This is a genomic window from Novosphingobium nitrogenifigens DSM 19370, assembly GCF_000192575.1.
In the GTDB taxonomy this organism is placed as follows: Bacteria; Pseudomonadota; Alphaproteobacteria; order Sphingomonadales; family Sphingomonadaceae; genus Novosphingobium; species Novosphingobium nitrogenifigens.
In genome coordinates this window covers 77,488-92,421 of sequence record NZ_GL876926.1, presented here as the reverse complement: position 1 = coordinate 92,421, position 14,934 = coordinate 77,488, and the positions used below count along the sequence as shown (strand labels likewise).

Annotated in this window: 16 protein-coding genes; 3 read left to right on the top strand and 13 right to left on the bottom strand. The window is 64.9% G+C overall.

The features are described 5' to 3' along the window. Positions 1 to 12: 12 nt before the first annotated feature. The 7 genes from ureG to Y88_RS00810 are packed head-to-tail and all read right to left on the bottom strand — an operon-like array spanning position 13 to position 5,137. Positions 13 to 681: an urease accessory protein UreG gene (gene ureG, locus Y88_RS00840; protein WP_008065270.1), complete on the bottom strand. Its 669-nt coding sequence runs from the start codon at positions 679 to 681 to the stop codon at positions 13 to 15. Continuing rightward, a complete protein-coding gene (locus tag Y88_RS00835) occupies positions 678 to 1,439 on the bottom strand; it encodes an urease accessory protein UreF (protein ID WP_232280870.1) in 762 nt (253 codons plus the stop codon). Before Y88_RS00835 ends, ureG begins: the two co-directional genes overlap by 4 nt. Beyond that, complete coding sequence (locus Y88_RS00830; protein WP_018075309.1) at positions 1,348 to 1,902, bottom strand: urease accessory protein UreE; 555 nt, start codon at positions 1,900 to 1,902, stop codon at positions 1,348 to 1,350. Before Y88_RS00830 ends, Y88_RS00835 begins: the two co-directional genes overlap by 92 nt. A 12-nt stretch (positions 1,903 to 1,914) precedes the next feature. Beyond that, positions 1,915 to 3,627: an urease subunit alpha gene (gene ureC / locus Y88_RS00825; protein WP_008065266.1), complete on the bottom strand. Its 1,713-nt coding sequence runs from the start codon at positions 3,625 to 3,627 to the stop codon at positions 1,915 to 1,917. Beyond that, positions 3,627 to 3,932: an urease subunit beta gene (locus Y88_RS00820; protein ID WP_008065264.1), complete on the bottom strand. Its 306-nt coding sequence runs from the start codon at positions 3,930 to 3,932 to the stop codon at positions 3,627 to 3,629. Before Y88_RS00820 ends, ureC begins: the two co-directional genes overlap by 1 nt. 11 nt (positions 3,933 to 3,943) lie before the next feature. After that, positions 3,944 to 4,246 carry an urease subunit gamma gene (locus Y88_RS00815; protein ID WP_008065261.1) on the bottom strand — a complete coding sequence of 101 codons (303 nt, stop codon included), beginning with the start codon at positions 4,244 to 4,246 and terminating at the stop codon, positions 3,944 to 3,946. 3 nt (positions 4,247 to 4,249) lie between these two features. Next, on the bottom strand, positions 4,250 to 5,137 hold the full coding sequence (locus Y88_RS00810) for an urease accessory protein UreD (RefSeq protein WP_008065260.1): 888 nt from the start codon (positions 5,135 to 5,137) through the stop codon (positions 4,250 to 4,252). 174 nt (positions 5,138 to 5,311) lie between these two features. Between Y88_RS00810 and Y88_RS00805 the strand changes: the two genes are divergently transcribed. Further along, entirely contained in the window at positions 5,312 to 6,121 is an 810-nt protein-coding gene (locus tag Y88_RS00805) for a phytanoyl-CoA dioxygenase family protein (protein ID WP_008065258.1), read from the top strand. A gap of 39 nt (positions 6,122 to 6,160) precedes the next feature. On the opposite strand, the gene Y88_RS00800 is transcribed toward Y88_RS00805, so the two are convergent. From Y88_RS00800 to Y88_RS00785, 4 genes are all read right to left on the bottom strand, one after another. Further along, entirely contained in the window at positions 6,161 to 6,289 is a 129-nt protein-coding gene (locus tag Y88_RS00800; RefSeq protein WP_008065257.1) for a hypothetical protein, read from the bottom strand. Between the two features lie 5 nt (positions 6,290 to 6,294). Continuing rightward, on the bottom strand, positions 6,295 to 8,703 hold the full coding sequence (locus Y88_RS00795) for a penicillin acylase family protein (RefSeq protein WP_018075311.1): 2,409 nt from the start codon (positions 8,701 to 8,703) through the stop codon (positions 6,295 to 6,297). Between the two features lie 20 nt (positions 8,704 to 8,723). Continuing rightward, the gene (locus tag Y88_RS00790; RefSeq protein ID WP_018075312.1) at positions 8,724 to 9,791 is read right to left on the bottom strand and encodes an ABC transporter substrate-binding protein; all 1,068 of its coding nucleotides are present in this window, start codon (positions 9,789 to 9,791) and stop codon (positions 8,724 to 8,726) included. 115 nt (positions 9,792 to 9,906) lie between these two features. Then, the gene (locus Y88_RS00785; RefSeq protein ID WP_008065252.1) at positions 9,907 to 10,611 is read right to left on the bottom strand and encodes a GntR family transcriptional regulator; all 705 of its coding nucleotides are present in this window, start codon (positions 10,609 to 10,611) and stop codon (positions 9,907 to 9,909) included. Between the two features lie 439 nt (positions 10,612 to 11,050). Here Y88_RS00785 and Y88_RS00780 point away from each other — a divergent pair, with 439 nt between their 5' ends. Continuing rightward, positions 11,051 to 12,436: an aspartate aminotransferase family protein gene (locus Y88_RS00780; RefSeq protein WP_008065251.1), complete on the top strand. Its 1,386-nt coding sequence runs from the start codon at positions 11,051 to 11,053 to the stop codon at positions 12,434 to 12,436. 73 nt (positions 12,437 to 12,509) lie between these two features. On the opposite strand, the gene Y88_RS00775 is transcribed toward Y88_RS00780, so the two are convergent. Further along, on the bottom strand, positions 12,510 to 13,052 hold the full coding sequence (locus tag Y88_RS00775; protein ID WP_008065249.1) for a pseudouridine synthase: 543 nt from the start codon (positions 13,050 to 13,052) through the stop codon (positions 12,510 to 12,512). A gap of 3 nt (positions 13,053 to 13,055) precedes the next feature. Then, positions 13,056 to 14,207 (bottom strand): ribosomal protein uL16 3-hydroxylase, encoded by a 1,152-nt coding sequence (locus tag Y88_RS00770; RefSeq protein ID WP_008065241.1) that lies wholly within the window; start codon positions 14,205 to 14,207, stop codon positions 13,056 to 13,058. Positions 14,208 to 14,349: 142 nt separating this feature from the next. On the opposite strand from Y88_RS00770, the gene Y88_RS00765 reads away from it, so the two are divergent. Further along, entirely contained in the window at positions 14,350 to 14,796 is a 447-nt protein-coding gene (locus Y88_RS00765) for a glycine zipper 2TM domain-containing protein (protein ID WP_008065238.1), read from the top strand. Positions 14,797 to 14,934: the final 138 nt, after the last annotated feature.

Genomic DNA, 14,934 nt, shown 5'->3' with positions numbered 1-14,934 from the left:
ATCCGGCAAGGGTTACTGGGGGTCGGATACCCGGGGCCGACCGGGGCCCAGGCCTCCCGATTTGACGATGAAATCGATGATCTCATCCAGCCCCTTGTTCTCCTTGAGATTGGTGAACAGGAACGGGCGTTCGCCGCGCATCTTGCGCGCGTCGCGGTCCATCACGCCAAGATCGGCACCGACCAGCGGGGCAAGGTCGATCTTGTTGATGACGAGCAGGTCCGACCGGGTGATGCCGGGACCGCCCTTACGCGGGATCTTGTCGCCCGCCGAAACGTCGATGACGTAAATGGTGATGTCGGCGAGTTCGGGGCTGAACGTCGCGGACAGGTTGTCGCCGCCGCTTTCGATGAAGATCGCTTCCAGCGTGGGAAAACGGGCGCACATGTCCTCGACGGCGGCAAGGTTGATGCTCGCGTCCTCACGGATCGCGGTATGCGGGCATCCGCCGGTTTCGACGCCCATGATCCGTTCGGGATCGAGCGCGCCGGACCGGGTGAGGAATTCGGCGTCCTCGCGCGTATAGATGTCGTTGGTGATCGCCGCGATGTCATAGCGGTCGCGCATCGCCTTGCACAGGCGATCGGTCAGTGCGGTCTTGCCCGAGCCGACCGGGCCGCCGATGCCGATGCGCAGCGGGCCATGGGTGGAAACGGGTGCGAAAGTTTCGGTCTGGGTCATGATCGGAACAGCCTGGTATAAAGCGTTTCGTGATGGATCGAGGCAAGGTCGAGCCGGGGAGCCGAGCTGCCACAGGCATCGAGCGAGGCGGACAGCGCACGGTCGACAATACCCGGAATGATCCGGGCCAGTCGCGCCGTCACGCGTTGCCCGTCGGTCTGGCCCAGCGGGACAAGACGCACACCCGCCGAAACCAGATTGGCGGCAAGCCCATGCAACATGGCATGCAACCCGGCGGACAGCGGCACGCCGTGCGCGGCAGCGGCAAGAGCGAAGACGGCGACGTGGGCAACCGGACGCCCGGCCATGCGCGCGGCGAATCCGTCGAGGGCCTTATGCGGCCACGCCTCACGCGTGACTTGCAGGAAAGCGCGTCCCTGCTGATGACTTTCGAGCGCGGTTTCGGCCGTGGCGACGAATGCGGCAGCAAGCTCTGCAATCTCGTCGAACGCGGCCGCATCCCCGGCGGCGCGCCAGGCGTGGACATAGAGCACCGCCTGCGTCCATCCGCCCCCGCGTTCCAGCACCGCCTCGACATAGGCGGCGAGCGCATCGGGACCGACGACCGCGCCGGTGGAAACGGCAGTCTCAAGCCCGTGGCTGTAACTGAAAGCGCCGATCGGATAACTGGGCGATGTCCACGCCAGCAACCGATGCAGCGCGGCGTCAGTGGGCATGGTCGTGGTGATGCCCGTGGTGATGGTCATGATCGTGGTGCCCGTGATCATGACCATGGCCGTGCCCATGACTGTGGCCATGCCCGTGATCGCCGTGGTCATGCCCCGCATAGGCGCCGCCTTCCGGCGTGAACGGCGCGTCGACCACATCGACTTCCGCCCCCAGCCCCAGCAACATCTCGAGGATCACCCCGTCGCGTCGCAAGAGGATATGATCCTCGTGAATTTCGGCGGGCAAATGCCGGTTGCCGATGTGCCAGGCCAGCCGCAAGAGGTCGAGCGCCCCTTTGCCGCGCACAGTCATCAAAGGCTCGGGCACGGCTTCGATGCGGACGATCCGTCCGTCGGACAGCTTCAGGCCGTCGCCGTGGCGCAACATGGTCGCGCGGGCGAGATCGAGCACGAAATCGGTGCCGCCCCGCGCGATATAGCGGAACCGGCGACGGTGCCGAGCTTCATAGTCGAGCACGATGAAATCGGCGGCAAGACTGTCGTCCCATGTCCCGGCAGGCAGGACTTCTCGGGCGGTCAGGGTATCGGTCATCACAAAGCCCTATCAGAACAGGAAATAGCGTTGGCCGAAAGCGACGCGGGCCGTCGGCTCGCACGTCAGCAATTCACCGTCGGCACGCACTTCATAAGTTTCGGGATCGACTTCGATGTCGGGCATGGCATCGTTGAGCACCATGTCGGCCTTGCCGATGCCGCCGCGCGTGTTGCGCACCGCTTCGAGCGGACGGACGAGCCCGAGACTGTGGCCGATCCCTTCCTCGATCCCCGCCGCGCTGACGAACAGGCGCGAGGACAGCGTGCCCGCGCGACCGAGCGTGCCGAACATGGGCCGGTAATGCACTGGCTGCGGCGTCGGGATCGACGCGTTGGGATCACCCATCGGCGCTGCCGCGATCATCCCGCCCTTGATCACGAGCGCGGGTTTGACGGCAAAAAAGGCCGGGTCCCACAGCACCAGATCGGCAAGCTTGCCCGGTTCGACCGAGCCGACGATATGCGAAATGCCATGGGCGATCGCCGGGTTGATCGTGTATTTGGCGATGTAGCGGCGCGCGCGCAGGTTGTCGGCCTCGGCATCGTCGCCGGGCAGGCTGCCGCGCTGCTGCTTCATCTTGTCGGCCGTCTGCCAGCAGCGGATCACCGTTTCCCCGACCCGGCCCATCGCCTGGCTGTCGGAACTCATCATCGAAAAGGCGCCGAGATCGTGGAGAATGTCCTCGGCCGCGATGGTTTCCCGGCGAATGCGGCTTTCGGCAAAAGCCACGTCCTCGGCAATGCGGGGGTCGAGATGGTGACAGACCATCAGCATGTCGAGATGTTCGTCGAGCGTGTTGACGGTGTAAGGCCGGGTCGGATTGGTCGAACTGGGCAGGACATTGGGCAATCCGGCGATGCGGATGATGTCCGGCGCATGGCCGCCCCCTGCCCCTTCGGTATGGAAAGCGTGGATCGTCCGGTCCTTGAACGCGGCGACCGTGCTTTCGACGAACCCGGCTTCGTTGAGCGTGTCGGTATGCAGCGTCACCTGCACGTCGAAACGGTCGGCAACGTCGAGGCAGCAGTCGATCGCCGCCGGTGTCGTTCCCCAATCCTCGTGCAGTTTCAGCCCGCAGGCGCCCGCGCGGACCATTTCCTCGAGCGCGCCGGGCTGGCTGGCATTGCCTTTCCCGAACAGGCCGAAATTCATGGGCATTGCTTCGAGTGCCTGCAACATCCGCCCGATGTGCCAGGGGCCGGGGGTGCAGGTCGTCGCCAGCGTCCCGTGCGCGGGACCGGTGCCACCACCGAGCATGGTCGTGATCCCGGCATAGAGCGCCTCGTCGACCTGTTGCGGGCAGATGAAGTGGATATGGGTGTCGATGCCGCCTGCGGTCAGGATGCGCCCCTCGCCCGCGATCACTTCAGTGCCAGGGCCGATCGGAATGGTGACCCCGGGCTGGGTATCGGGATTGCCCGCCTTTCCAATCGCGGAAATGAGGCCACCACGGATCGCGACGTCGGCTTTCACCACGCCCCAATGGTCGAGGATCACGGCATTGGTAATGACGGTATCGGGTGCCCCTTCGGCGCGGGACATCTGCCCCTGCCCCATGCCGTCGCGGATCACCTTGCCGCCGCCGAATTTGACTTCCTCGCCATAGATCGTGCGGTCTTCCTCCACCCGGATCAGCAGCGAACTGTCGGCAAGGCGGATGCGGTCGCCAACGGTCGGGCCGAACATCGCCGCATAAGTCTGGCGCGAGATCGAAACCGACATCAGAGCGCCCCCATCACGTCGCCACGGAACCCGATCACGTGTCGCGTCCCGGCATAAGGGATCAGGCGCACTTCGCGCGACTGGCCCGGTTCGAACCGGATCGCAGTTCCCGCCGGAATGTCGAGCCGGTGTCCGCGCGCCGCCTCGCGGTCGAACTGGAGCGCCGGGTTGGTTTCGGCAAAATGGTAATGGCTGCCGACCTGGATCGGGCGGTCGCCGCCGTTCGCGACCGTCAGGACCATCGCCTCGCGATCGGCGTTGAGCAGGATGTCACCTTCCGCGACAAGCACTTCTCCCGGAATCATCGCAATTTCCTTCAACGGATCGGTTGGTGGACCGTGACGAGCTTGGTGCCGTCGGGGAACGTCGCCTCGACCTGGATCTCGTGGATCATCTCGGCAACGCCCTCCATGACTTGCCCGCGCGTCAACACGCCCGCGCCGCTCGCCATCAGGTCCGCCACGCTGGTGCCGTCGCGCGCGCCTTCGACGATGTGATCGGTGATGAGCGCGATGGCTTCGGGATGATTGAGGCGCACGCCGCGTTCAAGGCGACGGCGGGCGACAATGGCTGCCATGGCGACAAGCAGCTTGTCCTTTTCACGAGGAGTCAGATTCATCGGTCAATGCGTCCAGACGGCAGGAAGCGGAGTGGAAAGCCCTAGCGCAGCTTCGCGCAGGACAGACAGCAGATGCGACAGGCGACGACGCAGCCGCGCGGCATCGCTGTCGAGCAGGCGCAGCAGCAGGATCCCGTTGACGAGCGTCGCGCCGCCCTCGGCCCCGTCACCCGTCGCAAGTTCGATCACTTCGCGCGCGAGCGGAAGATGGGCGGCAGCATCCGGCCCGGCATAGATTGCACTTGCCATCGCCACCGCATCGCCCAGCCCCCAGGGCGCGGCGCAAAGCCCGGCGATGTCATCCTCCATCACGAAGCCGTCGGCCCAGACCAGTCGCCCGTCGCGCCGGATGCGCCAGGCATCGCGGATGAGCCCGGTCGTCATCCGCTCGCCCATGGCGATCCGCCCGAACACCAGACTTTCGACCGCCAGCAACCGGGCACTGCCGGAAAGGGCAATCTCCGTCCGCCGGTCGAGCCGAGCCGCGTCGAACAGGATCGCTTCCTGCGCCAGCCATTCGGCCCGCGCGCCGTCGGCGATGTCGATGCGCGTCACGATCGAGGCCGGTGCTTCGCCCGGCCCCACGCGATAGAGCTTTTCGGCGGCCTGTCCCATGACCGATGCACAGGCGCCTTCATCGACCGCAATGTCGAGGGCAATGCGATCGCCGCCGGTCAATCCGCCACTGGTGGTCAGCATGACCGCGAGCGGGAAGGCGCCTGTGGGAACGGCGGGAAACAGGACCCGGCACGGCGCCCGCTGATAGAGATCGGCCAGTCCGTTCGGCCCGAAGCGCAGGCGGGCGTGGCCATCGACACGCTGGTGCCGGAGTGCGGTTTCGGAAAAGCGGGGAAAGGATGGCGCCGAAGACGCGCGATCAAGAAAACTCATGCCATCTCACCGTGCCATGGCCCATCCCGGCTGGGCATGGGGCAAACCGCGTACCCGAAAACCCTTGTTGCCATTTCTCCAAGAGCCATGCGGTGGCTTGCAAAAACGGACTTGGCAAGCCGCCATCAACGATGATCTTGTCGCACCGTCCTTTTTCCGCGGAGATCCCGGCTCATGGCAACAAGGCTCGCCCCCCAGCTCCCGCCCGAAACACGGGCCGCCTTTCAGGAGGACGGGGTCGTCGTCCTGCGCGGGTTGTTCACCGATTGGATCGAGCCCTTGCGCGAAGGAACCGCGCGCAACATGGCCGAGCCGAGCCCGATGCACCGCAACTATACCAAGGGCGGCGCGCGTTTCTTCGGCGATTACTGCAACTGGGCCGCGATTCCCGAATTCAGGAGCTTTGTCCTCGACAGTCCGGCGGCCGAAATCGCCCGGCAATTGATGGGATCGCACAAGGCGCGGATTTTCCACGAACACCTGCTGGTCAAGGAATCGGGCGCCGACATTCCGACACCGTGGCACCATGACGGCCCCTATTACTGTGTCGACGGGCAACAGACGGTCAGCCTGTGGTTGCCGCTCGATCCGGTCCCGCGCGAAATCTGCCTCGAATCCGTGGCGGGCAGCCATCTGTGGGGCAAATTGTTCCGGCCTCGCCGCTTCGACGGCAGCGCCTATGACCACGACAACGACGCGCTGGTCGAAATGCCTGACATCTCGGCCAACCGGGATGACTACCGGATCATGGGCTGGGATCTGGACCTGGGCGATTGCATCGCGTTCAATTTCATGACCGTCCACGGCGCGCCGGGAAACATGACCGCCGGGAGCCGCCGTGCCTTTTCCACCCGCTGGTTCGGCGAAGACGTGGTCTATGCCGACCGCGGCGGCACGACCTCGCCACCCTACCCCCATCTGACCGGGAAACTGAAGACCGGCGATCCCCTGCCCGAAGACGAGTTTCCGGTCGTCGCGGGATAAAAAGGGGCAAGCGTTTCGCCATCTCCTCCTAGCGCGACGTCAACCCCTCCGCTCTTGCGACAGGGCCCGCAGCTTGTCCCAATCCCCGGCAATCAGGGCTTCTTTTTTTCGCCCGCCCTTCAGCTTCGGTTCGGCGGCAAATGCCTGATCCCGCTCGGGGAATGCCATGCCCCCTACCCGGCAGGCTCCAGCGCAATCACCCGTTCGGCGGCCGCCGTGACGGCGGTGTCCGTCCACAGGAACGGGACATAGCGCCCCGCCGCCCAGAGCGGGAACAGGTCGCGGTAATGTGCGTCCTGCGGATTGCCTGACTGGCCGGGGGCATTGATCACCAGCGAATTGTCCCAGGCGCCGACGTCGAGCACCATGCGCACCGAGGCGCCGCCGCCCACGCCATAGGCATTGCGCCCGTCCCATGTCGCCATCGGCGTACTGCCCGATCCGCCGACGCCGGCCGGTCCAACGGCCCAGCCGCCACGCTCGGCCACGGGGACGCGCGGGGCGATGGCCGGAGACCACTGCGCCACGTGAAGGGCGCCCCAACGCCAATGCGCGGGGTCGGGTCCGAGCCGCTTGACCGCGTCCCGCCATGCCTCGGCCAGCGAACGATCGACCACCTTGCGCCGGATACTGGCCGGATCGGCCCCGAGGGCGCTGTCGTTGCGGGCCAGCGCATCGATGACGGCGCCCGGCGTTGCATCTTCCAGAGCATGGACGAGATCGCCGGTCCCGACCGTCGCGGCCAGCACCGGCCCCAGGTGGCTCGCCTGCCAGATCTCGAACAAGGCCGCCGGGGCGCTGTCTGCGCTTTCATTGCCGTCCCAGCCCTTGAGCAGGGCAAGCGCCGCGCGAGTGTCGGGATCCTCGCTCTCGAAACCGTCGAACAGGACCATCGCGCGACGCGACAAGCGGCTGACCGTATCGGTCTGCAACGCGGTCATGTCCTCGATCGTCAGGCGCGACTTGGCCGAAAGCCGGGTCGTGATCTCGTCGATGCGCGAAGGATCGGACCACACGAAGCTGATCGGCCGAGTCTCGCTGGGCCAGTCAGGCGGCAGGTTGATCGCATTGGCCGAAGCGACAAAGCCCGAAGCGGGATTGCGCACCTCGGGCAGGATCGTCGGCGGGATCATGCCGTCCCATTCGTACCGCCCGTCGCCCGGCACCGGCAGCAACCCGTCCCAGCCCTTGCGCTGCGGCATGAAGGCCGAAGGACGCCAGCCGACCACGCCTTTGACATCGGCATAGACCAGATTGAGCGGCGGCGTTCCCCAATGAGCGTGGGCCGCGTCGAAATCGCCCCAGTCCTTTGCCTCGAACATCCACGTCGCATTGAAATAACCCGCCGCGCCGGGGGTGTTCCACACCGTGCGCAAGCCGAAGGCATGGCCCTCGTCCTCGTGGATGACCGGGCCGTGACGCGTGAATTTAAGCTCGACCTCGCGCGTCGCCCCGCCCTTGATCGCAACCGTCTCGCGCACCACGCGAAAGGGTTCCCAGCGTCCCTTGTAGTGATAGGCGCCGGGATGCAGCGGGCTGGTGCGATAGACGTAGAGATCTTCCTGATCGGCCGGAAAGATCGTCAGCCCCCAGGCTGCCGTTTCGTTGTGCCCGAAACTTACCCCCGGCAACGCCGGTTCCCCTGCCCCGGCAATATGGAAACCGGGCGCGGCCATGTCGACGAGATAGCGCAACGACGGCACGCCATGCGCGCGATGCGGATCGTTGGCGAGGATCGGCCGCCCCGTTGCCGAATGGGCGGCATCGATGGCCCAGTTGTTCGACCCTTCCTGCTGCCCGGCCCGATCGAGACTTCCCGACCACACCGCATCGGGAAGCCCAGCTTCGGCAAGCGGTCCCGGCGCAAACGCCACGCCCTTGGTCCCAAGCAGATACGTGTCGAGAACGTCGGCAGGAATGTCGCAAGGATCAAGCCCGGCAGGCACCTTGATCGCATGGACCGGCTCGATCCGGCGATGCAGCGTCAGGAACGGCGCCCCGCCCTTGCAGATCAGCCTTGCCCGTTCGACTTCGTCGGCAAGGTTCGAAACCAGCGCGTGACTGCGAATGCGCAGAACGTCATCGGCCTGCCAGTGGTCGGGACGCGAACCCGTCAGCGTAAACTCCCGAGGCAAGGGTTCGCGCCCGGCCTCGACTTCCCCGACATAGGCATTGATCCCGGCGACAAACGCCTCGGTCTCGGCATGGGCCGTGGCGGGATAGGTCGCCCATTCGGAGCGCATGTCCCCGCGATAGAGCAGCAGCCGGGCCGCGCGGTCCTGATCGAGGTAGGTTCCCCCGAGGCTGGCCGAAAGCAGCCCCAGCCCCCGCTTGCGCCACAAGTCGATCTGCCACAGGCGATCGCGCGCCGCGTTCCAGCCTTGCAGGAAAAAGGCATCGTGGACATTGGCCGCCCGCACATGGGCGATGCCCCAGCGATCGACGATCACGCGCCCCGGCGCCGTCAGTCCGGCAAGCGGCCGATGCTCGGCAACCGGTGCCGGGTCCGCCCATGCGGGAACCGCCGCGATCGAAAGTGCCAGAACGAGGCGGCGGGCCAGTCTCCGTGCGATCGGCTTCATCGACACTCCTTCCGTTTCGATCAGGCCGCGCGCACCCGGGTGATGACATCCTGAAACGCGCGATAGGCGTCCTCGCCAAGGTATTGCGCATACTGGCACTTCGCGAGCGCAGCCTGAGGCGGGAAAATCACCGGATTGTCGCGATAGGCCGCATCCATGGCCCTGAGCGCCGCGGCATTGGGCGTGGGATAGGCGATCGTGCGGGCAATGTCGGCCCCGGCTTCCGCGCTCAGGAGATAGTTGATGAACGCATGGGCGCCGTCGGGATTGGGCGCCCCCACCGGAATGCACAACTGGTCCGACTGGATCAGGCTGCCTTCCCTGGGCACGACGAAGGCCAGATCCTTGTCCTCGCGGATCACCTGCGCGATGTCGCCGTTGTATTCGATGACGATGTCGACATCGCCGCCGAGCAGGAGATCCTGCCCGTTGTCGTCATGGAACGTCGCGACATTGGGCTTCTGGCGGATGAGCAGCGCCTCGACCTCTTTCAACGTCGCCCGGTCGAACACGTTGGGATTTTTGCCCAGATAGATTTCGGCAAGGCGGCACAAGTCCGGCGCGTCGGACAAGAGAGCGATCCGCCCCTTGTAGCGATCGGAATCGAGCACCCATTTCCAGCTGTCGGGAACACCGTCCACTTTCGACTTGCGATAGCCGATCCCCAGCACCAGCCAGGTATAAGGCATGCTGTACTTGCGTTCGGGATCGAACGCGGGATGCTGAAACTGCGGCGCGATATTGGCCATGTTGGGGATTTTCGCATGGTCGAGCGGCGTCAGCAGATCGGCCTTGGCCATGCGTTGGACGAAGTCGTGCGAGGGCACGACCACGTCATATCCCGGATTGCCGCCCCGCAACTTGGCGAACAGCTCGTCGTTGCTGGAATAGAGGCTCATGCTGACATGGACGCCGCTCTGCTTTTCAAAGCCGGAGAGCGTGTTCCTGCCGACGTAGGTATCCCAGGTGTAGAAATTGACCTGATTGGCAGCAGGATTGTGGCATCCGCCCAATCCCGTGACCGTTATTCCGACTGCCGCCGCGCCAAGTCCGGAAAGAAAGCCGCGTCGCGATTGGGGAATCAGCATCCAATCCTCTTACTCTTTAGCCCGGTACCCGGCAACGGCGCCTCGCCGCCCATGAGATCACAGAACTCGATAAATATCCAGTCGCCCCATCATATCAGCGTTTAGGATCAAAGGGTTAAAGATTCAGGCGATCCCAGTCCTGCATCAGGTCCTCGCAGTCGCCGATGTCGGCCTTGATCGCAGCCCCCAGCGCCTGTGCGTCCCCGGCCGCGATCGCGGCGATCGCCACCCGGTGCTGGTCGACAAGATTGGCCGTGCCGTAGCGTCCATAGACCACCCGCATGAAGGGACCGAACTGCATCCACAGGCTTTCGATCATGCGGAACGTCATCGGCAAGGGCGCCGCGCCATAGATCAGCGAATGGAACCGATGGTTCGATTCCATGTAAGCGAGCACGTCCCCACCCGCGAGCGCGACATCGGTCGCCTCGTCCGCCGCGCGAATCTGGCGCAGGATCTCGGGCGTGATGTGCGACAAGGCCTCGGTCGCGATCATCGGTTCGAGCAGGATGCGCAGGCGCATGATTTCCTCGAAACGGACCGGCGTCATGCGCGGCACCATGACCGCGCGCTTGGAGCGGATTTCGACCGCGCCTTCGGCCGCGATCCGGCTCAGCGCATCGCGCACCGGCATCTGGCTCACCCCCATTTCCTGGGCGAGGCCGCGCGTCGAAATCCCCACGCCCGGCGCAATGCGCCCGGTGATCAGGCGATAACGAAGGTCATCATAAACCTTTTCGCGCAGAGAGGCCGGTCCTTCGCCTCCTTCGACGTCAGCGATGTCATCCATGTCCGGCGTTTCGCTTGCGACTGCCTTCATTCGCCTTGATGTCCCTAGTACTGCCTGTTCGTGCCCCCGACCACGCCGCAGCACGGGCGAAGTCAGGTGCAGTCTCCTGCGATCGCATCGATTTTGCAAAGGGGGCAATGCCACCCTTTTAAACCGGTCGATACCCCCTCCCTTGGGATAATGACCGCACAGACCGGTTCTGTGCCCAGTTCCAACCCCGCCGCAACGCCTTCGCAGCGTCCGATTTCGGCGCAAATAAGGTGCCCAAAAGGGCGGCCCGCCCCCTTGCCTTCACATTGACGCCGTGCCTGTCGAGGCGTATCTGTGATCTTAGCTGTTCAATGAGCGCATCACACGCTCATCCGGCGAAGCTTTTCCGGACCCATCCGGAAAGGCCGGTGTCGACACAGCCGATCTGTCCTGATCCCGATACGAGGGACGGGTCGGCAGCGATTTGCGAAAGAGTTCCATGGTCACTGTCCGCAACTACGACATTCCCGCCCTGCGCAAGCTCGACGTTGCGCATCACCTGCCGGCCCAGTCCAGCTACAAGCTGCAACAGGACATGGGTGGCAGCCGGATCATCACCCATGCCAAGGGATCGACCGTCTACGACGGCGAAGGCCACGCCATTCTCGACGGCATGGCCGGGCTCTGGTGCGTCAATGTCGGCTATGGCCGCAAGGAACTGGTCGATGTTGCGGCACGCCAGATGGAAGAGCTGCCGTTCTACAACACCTTTTTCCGCACCGCGACGCCCCCGCCCATCGAACTGGCGGCCAAAGTGGCGAGCCTTCTGGGCGGCAATCTCAACCACGTCTTCTTCAACAACAGCGGGTCGGAATCGAACGACACCGTGTTCCGCCTCGTACGCACGTACTGGGCGCTGAAAGGCGAGCCCAAGCGCACGATCTTCATCAGCCGCCACAACGCCTATCACGGCTCGACGGTTGCTTCGGCAAGCCTGGGTGGCATGGATTTCATGCACGTCCAGGGCGGACTGCCGATCCCGGGCATCGAACACGTGATGCAGCCCTACTGGTTCGGCGACGGCTTTAACGAAGATCCGGTCGCCTTCGGTGAACGCGCCGCCGCTGCCATCGAGGAACGCATTCTCGCCGTCGGCCCGGAAAACGTCGCCGCCTTCATCGGCGAACCGGTTCAGGGCGCCGGGGGCGTCATCATCCCCCCGCCCGGCTATTGGCAGAAAGTGGAAGCGATCTGCCGCAAGTACGGCATCCTGCTGGTTTCCGACGAAGTCATCTGCGGCTTCGGACGTCTGGGTGAATGGTTCGGCTTCCAGCACTTCGGGATCAAGCCCGACATCGTGTCGATGGCCAAGGGGCTGTCGTCGGGATACCTGCCGATTTCGGCGACCGGCGTGTCGAGCGAAATCGTCGAGGTCCTGCGCGCCTCGGGCGAGGAATTCGTCCACGGCTACACCTATTCGGGCCATCCCGTCGCGGCGGCGGTCGCGCTGCGCAATATCCAGATCATGGAAGACGAACACCTCGTCGAACGCACGCGCGAGGATACCGGCCCCTATCTCGCCAAGGTTCTGGCCGAACGGCTCGGCGACCATCCGCTGGTCGGTGAAGTGCGCTCGCTCGGCCTGATCGGCGCGGTCGAGATCGTCGCGGAAAAGGGCACCAATCGCCGCCACGGCACCGGCGGACAGGCTGGCCCCATCGTGCGCGACGCCTGCATCGCGCGCGGGTTGATGGTGCGCGCCATTCGCGACGCCATCGTGATGAGCCCCCCGCTCGTGATCACCCATGCCGAAATCGATCAGCTGGTCGGCACGATTGCCGATGCGCTCGATGCATCGGCCGAACAGCTCGCGGCCATCGGCTGACGGCTTAGGCGGGGACCGGTCATGCGCCGGTCCCCGCCTCTCGTTGCGCCGTCTGGAGCTACACCGTCTTTAGCTACACTGGCACTTCGCGCCATTCTCCGGGGGCGATCCCCTCCAGCGTCCAGTCCCCGATCCGCCAGCGCACCAGCCGCAAGGTCGGATGGCCGACCGCCGCCGTCATGCGCCGCACCTGCCGGTTCCGGCCTTCGCGAAGGATCAGTTTCAACCAGCAATCCGGCACGGACTTGCGGAAACGGACCGGCGGATTGCGCGGCCAGAGATCGGGCGCCTCGATCCGTTCAACCTGCGCCGGCAACGTCATCCCGTCCTTCAGCCGGACCCCGCGCCGCAACGCGGCCAGCGCATCCTCGTCGGGTTCCCCCTCCACCTGCACCAGATAGGTCTTGGGCGCCTTGTAGCGGGGATCGGCGATCCGCGCCTGCAACCGCCCGTCGTCGGTCAGCAGGAGCAGCCCCTCGCTATCGAGATCGAGGCGCCCGGCCGGATAGACGCCGGGCACGTCGATGAAGGTGGCCAGCGTCGGTCGCGCAGGCCCGGTGCTTTCATCCGTGAACTGGCACAGCACCCCATAAGGCTTGTTGAACGCGATCAGCACCGCTCACGCCTCGTCGTCGAAAGCAAGGCTGCCCTGATCGACGAGTGTTGCGATCGTTGCGACCGCGTCGGGCAAAGCCGCCAGTGCCGGGTCGAGCGTGAACGCCGGGCCCGAGCAAAGTTCTTCGGCAAGCGAAGCGGCCTCGCCGCGACACTCATGGCTCTCGCCGTCGACGAACAGCACAGCGCCGCCATCCTGCTGCCGGATGAAGGAAAAGCGACTGGCGGGATTGCGGCTGAGCCCCACGCCTTCGGACAGAAAATCGCGGACAGCCGACGCCCCAATCGGTTCCTCGCGGCTCCAGTCGACATCCGGGTACTTGGGCTGACTGTTGTAGGCTCCGAACCAGCGCGCAAAAGCCTCGCGATCGGACAGGGCGTCGAGCACCATGGCATGCAGGCGATCGAGAGCAGACGCCGTGATCTCGCCCGGACAGGCCTGCACCTTGAGATCGGGATCGGCATAACGGTCGTCCTCGACCATCGCGTCGACCTGATGCGCGCACCAGTTCTCGACCAGTTCGGCCCGCGAAGGCGCGCGGAAACCGATCGAATAGGTCATGCAGTCATCACCGACCGCCACTCCGTCATGCGCGATGCCCGGCGGGACATAAAGAATGTCGCCCGGCTCCAGGATCCAGTCGCCGGTCGCCTCGAAATCGGCAATCAGGCGCAGATCCTCGTGCGGTTCGAGCGGGGTGTCGGCATTGCACAAGGGCCCCACGCGCCAGCGTCGCTTTCCTTGCCCCTGGATCAGGAACACATCGTACTGGTCGTAATGCGGGCCGACGCCGGCGCCATCGGTCGCATAGCTGATCATCACGTCGTCGATGCGCCAGTCCGGCACGAAGCGGAACGGCTCGATCAGCGCTGCGACGTCAGGCACATGCTGATCGACGGCCTGAACCAGCAAAGTCCACGGTTCCTTGCCAAGGCTCGCGAAGCGTTCTTCGGGCAAAGGGCCGCTTTCCATCGCCAGCCCGTCCTTGCCCCGGACGATCAGCCGCGACTCAACGCCTTCCTCGCAGGCGAGCCCCGCCAGTTCGTCCGGTTCGAGCGGATTGCGCCAGGCCGCCCACGGATTGCGGATCAGCAAGGGGCGTTTTTGCCAGGTTTCGCTCAGGAACCGGTCGATGTCAAAATCAGTGAAATGCATGTCCAGCCCATGCGCCTGTGGCGGCCGCCTGTCAAAAATACCGGACGGGGAACCCGATGTCGGCTCATCCGTTCATCTTCCGTTGCTCCCGACATTGCCACGGTGCAATGAGACATTCGAAAACAGAAAAAGGACCGTCACCATGCGCAGGACCATTCTTGCCGTCGCCCTTGCGGCGATCACTCTGCCTCTCGCCACGCCTGCCCTTGCCGATCCGCCGCCGTGGGCTCCCGCGCACGGCGAACGCGACCATGGGCGCGATCGCGGGCCTGATCATGGCCGTGGGTACGACGACGGCGATTTTCGCGACCGTGGCCGTGGTCCCCGTAACATCTACGACGCACGCGGACGCTATTACGAACCGCATCAGCTTCGCCGCGACGACCGCATCTGGCGCGGGCGCGACGGCCGCTATTATTGCCACCGCGACAACGGCACGACTGGCCTTGTCGTCGGTGCCGCCATCGGTGGCCTGATCGGCAATCAGCTTGCCGGTCGCGGCGACCGCACGCTCGGCACGCTGCTCGGCGCGGCCGGTGGCGGTCTGCTCGGTCGCGAAATCGACCGCGGCAACGTTCGCTGCCGTTAAGCCGATGAAGACGACCCCCGATGCCCCGACGGCATCGGGGGCCGCTTTGCATTCGGAGTTCGGACTCTTCGGTTAACCATCATCTTTCTTATATTCTGCAAATTGTTGCGATTACCCCTCGGGTCTCACTCAATCGCC

Excerpts from the sequence above, each read along its gene's own strand:
- Y88_RS00820 (WP_008065264.1), bottom strand. The coding sequence starts at position 3,932 with ATGATTCCGGGAGAAGTGCTTGTCGCGGAAGGTGACATCCTGCTCAAC.
- Y88_RS00830 (WP_018075309.1), bottom strand. The coding sequence starts at position 1,902 with ATGACCGATACCCTGACCGCCCGAGAAGTCCTGCCTGCCGGGACATGG.
- Y88_RS00815 (WP_008065261.1), bottom strand. The coding sequence starts at position 4,246 with ATGAATCTGACTCCTCGTGAAAAGGACAAGCTGCTTGTCGCCATGGCA.
- Y88_RS00765 (WP_008065238.1), top strand. The coding sequence starts at position 14,350 with ATGCGCAGGACCATTCTTGCCGTCGCCCTTGCGGCGATCACTCTGCCT.
- Y88_RS00785 (WP_008065252.1), bottom strand. The coding sequence starts at position 10,611 with ATGAAGGCAGTCGCAAGCGAAACGCCGGACATGGATGACATCGCTGAC.
- Y88_RS00770 (WP_008065241.1), bottom strand. The coding sequence starts at position 14,207 with ATGCATTTCACTGATTTTGACATCGACCGGTTCCTGAGCGAAACCTGG.
- Y88_RS00780 (WP_008065251.1), top strand. The coding sequence starts at position 11,051 with ATGGTCACTGTCCGCAACTACGACATTCCCGCCCTGCGCAAGCTCGAC.
- Y88_RS00800 (WP_008065257.1), bottom strand. The coding sequence starts at position 6,289 with ATGGCATTCCCCGAGCGGGATCAGGCATTTGCCGCCGAACCGAAGCTG.
- Y88_RS00790 (WP_018075312.1), bottom strand. The coding sequence starts at position 9,791 with ATGCTGATTCCCCAATCGCGACGCGGCTTTCTTTCCGGACTTGGCGCG.
- ureC (WP_008065266.1), bottom strand. The coding sequence starts at position 3,627 with ATGTCGGTTTCGATCTCGCGCCAGACTTATGCGGCGATGTTCGGCCCG.
- ureG (WP_008065270.1), bottom strand. The coding sequence starts at position 681 with ATGACCCAGACCGAAACTTTCGCACCCGTTTCCACCCATGGCCCGCTG.
- Y88_RS00795 (WP_018075311.1), bottom strand. The coding sequence starts at position 8,703 with ATGAAGCCGATCGCACGGAGACTGGCCCGCCGCCTCGTTCTGGCACTT.
- Y88_RS00805 (WP_008065258.1), top strand. The coding sequence starts at position 5,312 with ATGGCAACAAGGCTCGCCCCCCAGCTCCCGCCCGAAACACGGGCCGCC.
- Y88_RS00810 (WP_008065260.1), bottom strand. The coding sequence starts at position 5,137 with ATGAGTTTTCTTGATCGCGCGTCTTCGGCGCCATCCTTTCCCCGCTTT.
- Y88_RS00835 (WP_232280870.1), bottom strand. The coding sequence starts at position 1,439 with ATGGCCACAGTCATGGGCACGGCCATGGTCATGATCACGGGCACCACG.